Origin of the sequence: Rhodococcus sp. (in: high G+C Gram-positive bacteria) (assembly GCF_049286785.1) — a bacterium.
GTDB lineage: Bacteria > Actinomycetota > Actinomycetes > Mycobacteriales > Mycobacteriaceae > Rhodococcus_F.
Genome location: NZ_JBAQEO010000733.1, coordinates 1 through 8,168, shown reverse-complemented (window position 1 = coordinate 8,168; position 8,168 = coordinate 1). Strand labels below are relative to the sequence as shown.

General features: G+C 64.1%; 4 protein-coding genes and 1 pseudogene. 3 read left to right on the top strand and 2 right to left on the bottom strand.

What is annotated here, in order from left to right:
* Both WAW17_RS26715 and WAW17_RS26710 read left to right on the top strand, forming a co-directional pair.
* Window positions 1–2,172, top strand: a 2,172-nt coding sequence (locus tag WAW17_RS26715; protein ID WP_422335884.1) for an ATP-binding protein, incomplete at its 5' end; no start/stop codon positions are given.
* The gene (locus tag WAW17_RS26710) at window positions 2,169–2,798 is read left to right on the top strand and encodes a response regulator (RefSeq protein ID WP_422335883.1); all 630 of its coding nucleotides are present in this window, start codon (window positions 2,169–2,171) and stop codon (window positions 2,796–2,798) included. The genes WAW17_RS26715 and WAW17_RS26710, both read left to right, overlap by 4 nt.
* Before the next feature lie 39 nt (window positions 2,799–2,837).
* Here the strand turns inward: WAW17_RS26710 and WAW17_RS26705 are convergent.
* Window positions 2,838–3,809: pseudogene (locus WAW17_RS26705) on the bottom strand (AMP-binding protein); the annotation flags it as partial.
* 454 nt (window positions 3,810–4,263) lie between these two features.
* Here WAW17_RS26705 and WAW17_RS26700 point away from each other — a divergent pair.
* The gene (locus WAW17_RS26700) at window positions 4,264–5,085 is read left to right on the top strand and encodes an alpha/beta fold hydrolase (RefSeq protein ID WP_422335882.1); all 822 of its coding nucleotides are present in this window, start codon (window positions 4,264–4,266) and stop codon (window positions 5,083–5,085) included.
* Window positions 5,086–5,525: 440 nt separating this feature from the next.
* Here the strand turns inward: WAW17_RS26700 and WAW17_RS26695 are convergent, their stop codons facing one another.
* Window positions 5,526–7,643, bottom strand: coding sequence for an FAD-dependent oxidoreductase (locus WAW17_RS26695; RefSeq protein ID WP_422335881.1), 2,118 nt, complete (start codon window positions 7,641–7,643; stop codon window positions 5,526–5,528).
* Window positions 7,644–8,168: the final 525 nt, after the last annotated feature.

The following is an 8,168-nucleotide window of genomic DNA, read 5'->3' as shown; positions in this document are numbered from 1 at the left end:
CTAGCCGCCCGGATCCACAACCGACTGGTGTACGAATGGTGGTTCGTCCGATCGCCGATCTGGGTGGTCTTGGCTATCCTTCGGAGTGCGCGTTTCGCGAATGCCGCCGGGAGCATGCGGGAGCGGGCGCAGGCATACTCCACCGCAGCTGTGATATCCGGTGCAGCTCCCGTCCTTGCGCCGCTGGCGTTGCGCCTCGCCGACCGCTCACTGCGACTGCGCCAGACGGCAGACGAAGACTGGGGGATCGCCCAGTCGCACCATTTTCGAGGATTCGTCCTCTACGCTGCCAATCGGTACGACGAGGCGATCGCAGCGTTCGACACCGCAATCGCCGCCTTCGATATTGTCGGTGATCGGTGGGAACAGGTAGCCGCGATGTGGCAGAAAGCGCTGTGTCTGGCTCGCCTGGGAAAGCTCCACGATGCGGGAGTGCTTGCGCGTGAGACCTACTGGGAGGGCAAGCGCAGAGGCGATCGGATCGGCGCGGGTACTGCACTCGCGATCTGGGTCAAGTGCCTGCCGGGTGACGTGAACAATGAGACGATCTCTCGCGAATTGCGTCAGACGGATCCGGGCGATCGTCACACGTTGGCGATGCTGCATGCGGCGCGGGCCTGGCGACTGTTCCATGTCGAGCAGCTAGCACCGGCTCTGGACGCGTTTCGGCAGGCAGACGAGCTGATCCGCGATTCCGGCCCCAGGAATCATTTCCTCGCACCGATCGTGACCGCGCACCTGCAGGTCCTTCGCCTCTCGCACGACGCCGCACCTGCCTGGTGGACGGAGGAACGCCGGCTCCAGGCCAAGGCCGCCCGACGGCAGCTCACCCGTGCCCGGTGGTCGGCCATCGTCTTCTGGGGCGAGCGGCCCGCGGTTCTGCGGGAATGGGCGTTGATGTCGTTTTCGCGGGGACACAAGTGGCGTGGACGCATGATCTTGGCCGCAGCATCTCGCAGCGCATTCCGATACTCGGCGCAAGGCGAACTCGCCGCGTGCGCTCTGGTTGCCACACTGGTGGGGCTAAAACCCCGACGGGGGCCGCTCGGTGCGCTGCCGCCGGTGACCGAACTGTGCCGACCGCTGGGCATACGGGTGGATCGCGGGATCGTCGAGTCGGCGCACTCGCGAGACGCACTCGTCGGCGGGAGTTCGGCCAGGCACAGGGCCCTGCTCGACGCTGTGAGCAGCATCGTCGCTTCCGAAGACGTCGACGAGGTTCTCGACAAGCTCCGAGACGCAACTTTCGCGACGACCACCGCGCGCCGAGTCGAGATCTCGCGCCAAACACCGGTGCGCCTCGGTGCGATCGAAGTTCCGAACGCGTCTTCGGCGTCGATGCTCGGGGGTGCGGGGCCGGCTGGCGAGGCCCACGAGATGAAGTTGACGGAGCGCATCGCCAAGCTGGTCGTCAAGAACGATGTCACCGAAACCTCGGTAGTCGCCGCCTTTCCCCTCGGTGAGAGCGAGCACCACGGGCCGACCATGGAGGTACTGGCCGCGCTGGCAGGCGCTGTCATCGAACGGGAAGCCCTTCGGCGAGAGTCCCTGGAACGGATAGTTGCAGTGCAGGAGGCCGAGCGCGGGAGAATCGCACGTGATCTTCACGACGAGTTCGGCCACCTCTTCGCGGGCGTGATGGACGGGCTCAGTGTTCTACAGAACTCCGAAGACGCCACCACCCGCCAGACTGTGACCGATGTCCGCAAGATCGTCCGCCAAGGCATACAGGTAGCCCGGACCGTCGCGTGGTCATTGCGGCCCTCGGGGCTCGACGATCTGGGGCTCACCGGCTGCATCGAACAGTACGTGGAAGATTGCCGACAGATGTACCCGATCCGCATCGAACTCACCGCAACGGGACAGCCGATATCCGTTCCGCCGGCGGTCGCGACCGCAGTCTTCCGTATCGTGCAGGAAGCACTGACCAATATCGGCCGACACAGTGGTGCCGGTGAGGCGAGTGTCATGATCGTGTCCTCGGCGGACACCGTGCGGGCCGTGGTCGAGGACAACGGGGCCGGATTCGACCTCGATATGGTCGGACAGCGCAGGTCGCTGGGATTGATCGGAATGCGGGAGCGGGCCCGACTGGTAGGCGGACGGTTGTCCGTCGAGTCCCGACCAGGGCAAGGTACGACGATCATGGTGGAGGTGCCGGTCAGACGATGATCAGCGTTGTGGTGTGTGACGACCATGGCATTATCCGGTCCGGGATCCGGAGGATCCTCGAGACCACGACGGACTTTCAGCTGGTGGCGTCCGCACCGACCGGAGAACTTCTCCTGCAAGCAGTGCGAGACTTCGCGCCGGACCTGGTGGTGCTCGACATCCGACTGTCCGACTGCAACGGCCTTGATTTGCTGGAGCAGATTTCAGCCATCTCGCCCGAGACCCGTGTCGTGATGCTCAGCATGTACGGCGCCAGGGGATACGTCGAGAAGGCGAAGACGCGGGGTGCGCGGGGGTACATCACGAAAGAATGCCTGGACGAGGAGCTCGTCTCTGTCCTGTACGCCGTGATGAAGGATGAAGGATTTGTCTCGCTTCGAGCCGACACCACCGAACCGGGCGGCTCCGAAAGCGTCCTCGAGGCCAATATCGACTCTCTTTCTTCAAGGGAACTCGAGGTGATGAAGCTGATCGCCTCCGGCCTCACGAACACCGAGATTGCGCAGGAACTGACGGTTTCTCCGCGCACCGTCGAGAGCCACCGAGCCAGCATTCAACGCAAGCTACTGATCCGCACCCGCGCCGAGTTGGCCCGAGTGGCCCGGGACGCCGGCCTTCTCGACTAACCAGACCAGGCCGTCCCGGACGCCGATCCATCAGACGAGTGCGATGATCTCGGCCTCGGTGACCGCGGCAAGATCCGTCGTCACCACCAGCGCCTTGACGGTCTCGCCCCATTTCTCGTCCGGTACGCCGATCACCGCGACCTGGGCGATACCGGGATGACTGAAGATGCAGTCCTCCACCTCGATCGACGACACATTCTCGCCACCGGTGACGATCACATCCTTCTTTCGGTCGGAAATTGTCAGTTGGCCATCGCCGTCAATCCATCCACCGTCTCCGGTGTGGAACCATCCGTCCCCCATTGCCGCCGTTGTTGCCTCGGGGTGTTCCAGTATCCGCTCATCACGACGTTCGAACGCGCCAAGACTTCTCCCGAGTTGGACAGACGCAGCCTGGCACCGAGGGCTGGAAGGCCGGCACGGGTCAGTCCGCATGTACACATCACGTTCCCAAGCACGGGTGTCCATCGCGAGTGTGACGGCATTGACCCAAAGATTACGATGAGTCATCTCGACACCTTTCGGGCGCGCGGTGGTGCCGGAGGTGTAGTTGATTGTTGCCGTCGACTCCTCGGTAGGCGACGCCCAGGGGGCCGGCTCCGTATCGAAGCGCATCAGATCGGCCTCGGTGTTCTTCCCGAGAACAAACAGGTGCCGAACCTTGATACCCGACAACGCTTCCTCCAGCTCGGGATCGACGAGAAGCACTGACGCGCCGCAATGTCGGACGATGTAATCGATCTCCGCCGGAGACAGACGGAAATTGATCGGAACACAAATCCGGCCGCTCGCCGGCACCGCGTACAAGAGCTCGAGCAGTCGCGCCGAATTGTGGCTGACGACGGCGACCCGTTCGCCGACCGTGATGCCCAGACGGTCGAATCCTGCTTGCCAGGCACGGACGCGGCCGGCGGGTTCCCGAAAAGTCACCTGCCCGACCGACTCGCCCGGCTGTTCCGGCTCGTCGATCACGGCCACGCTGTCAGGGAAACCGGCCGCTCCCCGCTCCAGAAAATCTGTAACCGAAAACGGACGTGCATCGGTCCACCTCCACGTCAACGTCACTGCCACACCGCGTGGCCACACGCCATCAACGGTATCGAGCGGTAGCCGAGTTGGCTTCCGTAGTTTTCCCGGAATGTGCGAGGGCCGCGGCGGATCGTTGAATGGTGAAACACGATCTATCGCAAGCACTGTTGAGCACGCACACGCAATGCATTCATTCAACATCGTTGCCACCGTGGGTAATCGAGATTTCGACATCATCGCGACAGTAGCGACATGATCATGCGCCGGCGGCCTCGTCGGCCGGCTGAAAAATGTTGCTGTACAGCGGTCGCGACCATCTCGAATCGGCACGGTCGGGGATCTCAGTATCTTTTACGGATGTCCGGGATCGGGACCAAGCCCACACTGGTCGACACATCGCCACTGCAAACTCGGGAATTACGTTGGAGGAAAAGTTATGAGCACGGAAGTGCCAGGGGAAAAATCAATCGTCGCGAACGGTATCAGGACGAACTACCTCGAGGCAGGTAGCGGACCTCCGGTTGTGCTGATCCACGGGTCGGGCCCGGGTGTCACTGCCTATGCGAACTGGCGGGTCACGATCCCGGCACTCGCGGAACGCTTCCGTGTGCTTGCTCCCGATATGGTCGGCTTCGGTGGGACCGAACGGCTCCCCGGCGTGGAGTATGACCTCGAGACCTGGGCAGACCAGGTGGTGGGTTTTCTTGACGCGCACGGAATCGAGCGGGCGTCCCTTGTTGGCAACAGCTTCGGCGGGGCAATCGCGCTGCGAGTCGCCACCGAGCACCCGGAGCGTGTCGAGCGGCTGGCGCTCATGGGCAGTGCGGGTGTTTCCTTCCCGCTCACCGATGGCCTCGATGCGGTATGGGGTTACCAGCCATCGATCGAGAACATGCGTCGATTGCTCGACATTTTCGCATACTCTCGCGAGCTCGTGACCGACGAGCTGGCCGATGTGCGGTACCGCGCGAGCATCGAACCGGGCATTCAGGAAGCGTTCTCCACGATGTTTCCCGAACCGCGGCAGAACAGCGTGGATGCACTGGTCACTCCCGAGGAAGACCTGGCGCGCCTGCCTCACGAAACGCTCGTCATCCACGGCCGCGAGGACCGCGTCGTACCCCTGTCGAGTTCCATTCGGCTCATGGAAGTTATCCCTAAGGCCCAGCTACATGTCTTCGGCCGCTCTGGGCACTGGACACAGATCGAATGGGCCGAGAAGTTCAACCAGCTGCTCAACGACTTCCTCGCCAACTAGCTCGATATCGCATGCCTTGGTTGCCCGTTCCCATTCATTCGCGGCCTCAGAGGTGACCGCCCTGGATCGAGTGGCGGTCTCCCGTCCAGCTCGGCCCGGCCGGACCATTCGCGTTCCCCCGACCAACTACGGCGACCAGACGCAACGGGTTCGCGCCCACCGCACCATCCGGGCACTGGCGCCGCCCCAACCTCCCCGGTCCGCGCCGTCCGGGCTGGCTGGCTCCCCGGAGATCGGGTGGTAGCACCGGAACCGACCCCCCGGTGACTCCTGCGAACAGGCCTTGCTCGAGCACCCCTTGCGGTGGTGCAACTACGGGGGCGGCGACGAATGCATCTTCCCCAAACGGAAACGCGGTTCGCCGAGGGGCGGGAATCGGAACAAGGGAGAGATTCATCGGGGAGTTCTTCGCGATGCTCGAACTGCTGCAAATTGCGCCCTCAGAGGACAGTGGCCACCTTCCATGCGGAGTGCATCGCTCCCTCGATGTAGCCGACGTCTGCAGCGTCGCCCACGACATGCACCTCAGCTGCCGTTCCGGCCAATTCCTCGACCAGAGGCGCGGCCGCCGATACCCCGGAGGCGACCACGACCATGTCGGCGGGAGCGGTCAAGGTCTTGTCGCCGACCGAGAACTCGACGGCTTTCGCAGTGATGCGCTGCACGGTCGCGTGGCGGTGGATGTTCACGCCCACCTCGCCTGCATGCCGGACAGCGGTCCAGCGGCGCGGCATCGCCATCGGCACGCCGAGCTGCTGGCCTTCCTCGAGCAACGTCACCCGACGTCCGCGCTCTGCCAGGAACTCCGCCAGTTCCAGTCCGACGAGCGAACCCCCGATAACCACCACATCCTTGCCCACGGGCAGAAATGTGCGGGTTACCGTCCGGATCGCTCCGGGCCTCTTGGTCACGCCGGAGAGCTTGCCCAGCTTCCCCATGGTCCGCAGGTACAGCGACTGCCCGGAGACATCACCGGAACCGGTGATCAAAGCGCGGAGTGTGTCGCCGGTGTGCACGTGCGGCAGGTCGCCACCCGGAACTCGAGGCCGGTCACGAACCGCTCCCGTGGCCACCACCACCACGTCCGGAGCCAACCCCGCGATCGCATCGGCGGTGGCCGTGGTCTTCAGCCGGATGTCGATGCCGAGGCGTTCGATCTCCCCGACGAGCCAGTTCAGCAGGCGTTCGTTGTCCGGCGTGGTGAGGGTGGAGAACCACAGCGTTCCACCGAGCCGGTCAGCCTTGTCCAGCAGGGTGACTCGGTGTCCGCGTTCGGAGGCGACCCGGGCTGTTTCGAGGCCGCCGGGGCCTGCTCCGACGACGACTACATGCTTCGGGTTGGCGGTACGCACGAACGGGACCAGAGTTTCGTTGCCCAGGGCGGGGTTCACCGCACAGGGCGGGGTCTCGTCCCAGAAATTCTCCTGCACGCACACGTAGCAGTTGATGCAGGGACGGACCCGCTCGGCCTGCCCTGCGGCGAGTTTCCCGACCAGGTCGGGATCGGCCAATAATTGACGACCCATCGCCACGAAGTCCGCTCGGCCGTTGGCGATCGCGTCTTCGCCGACCTGCGGCAGCATTCGACCCACGGCAATCACCGGAATGGACACGGCCTTCTTCACCGCGCCGGCGAGATCGACGTAGGCACCCACCTTGTCGGGCAGCGGACCGTCGGTGAAGTTCGAGAAGGGATTTCGTCCCCAGCCGGTGACATGGATGGCGTCGGCGCCGGCCGCCTCGAAGAGCGCCGCAGCCTGGGTGGCCTCTTGCGTGCTCAGCCCGTCGGCCTCGCCGAATTCGCGTCCCGCGACGCGGACCAGGATCGCCAGGGAGTCACCGACCTCATTCTTGACCGCTCTGATCACTCTGCAGGCCAACCTCGCCCGGTTCTCCAGGGAACCTCCGTACTCGTCGGTGCGACGATTGTCGGCTCGGCTCAGGAAACCGCCGAGCACATAGCCGTGCGCGCAATGGATCTCGACCGCGTCACCACCCGCAGTCCTGACGCGGCCGGCGGCCTCCGCGAAACAGCGCACCAGCCACGCGAGGTCCTCCGGGGTGGCTTCGTGGAAGGTCGCCCTCTTGCCGCCCGTGACCGCCGCCATCTTCTGCAACTCTTCGCCGGTGTTGTCGGCGAGGGCCTTCAGATCGGGCGAACCGTGGGGCGTCGAGGGAACCAGCAACGGGCGCTCTTCCACCGTGTCGATTCGGGCAACCTTGCCATGGTGCGTCATCTGGACGCACAGCTTGCTGCCGGCGTCGTGGACGGCGTCGGCGAGAGCCTTGATACCAGGGATGAAACGATCCTCGGACAGGCCCGGTTCCTTCGTGCTCGCGCATCCGACCGGGTAGGCGACCGCACAACAACCGGTGATGATCATCCCGGTGCCACCTGCCGCGCGGGCGACGTAATGGTCGATATCGCCCTGCTCGATCTCGCCGTCGATGCACAGGTTCATGTCCATGGCGGGGAGAACGACCCGATTGGCCAGCGTGATCGGGCCGATCGCGCCGGGGGCGAGTAGGTGGGGGAACGATGGATGTCGAAGCGTCACGACTGAAAGCTAGACAGCAACCGCACGGCCTTGGTAGGGCGTCCCACTCAACGGGACGTCACGACGTGTCGCGTACTGCTGAAGGTCGGCATGTGGCGCAGGCGCCGAACTCGTCTGCTTGCCAGACTCGGCAATCGAGGACACCGACGAGTCCTATCGCCCCGGACCGAGTCGTCACGCTGATGCACCGCACCGGCCGATGTCCGGGCCGTCGTGCCAGATGTACGGACGCGCAAACCTTGACCTGCTCCGCAGGCGCGTTATTCACGCCGTATAGCGAAGCCACAACGGAACCACGAAACATGTGCCAGATCCAATCTTCTCGATCCCCGTCAAGAGACGTGAAATCGTAGGCTTCGTTGCAGTACCCCGCGTCCGACTGGCCGCCCCGCTGGTATCGGCGTGCTCGTCGATAATGGAAGCCGTCCGTGCACAGACGAACAGTAGTGCGTCCCAATGCCGTCAAATCGGAAACGATTTCACCTGCCAGGGTAGGTTTCCTGATGCCGTCACCCCATCGATGGC

What these genes read in the sequence shown, in the direction of transcription:
- WAW17_RS26710 (WP_422335883.1), top strand. Translation starts at nt 2,169, where the DNA reads ATGATCAGCGTTGTGGTGTGTGACGACCATGGCATTATCCGGTCCGGG.
- WAW17_RS26700 (WP_422335882.1), top strand. Translation starts at nt 4,264, where the DNA reads ATGAGCACGGAAGTGCCAGGGGAAAAATCAATCGTCGCGAACGGTATC.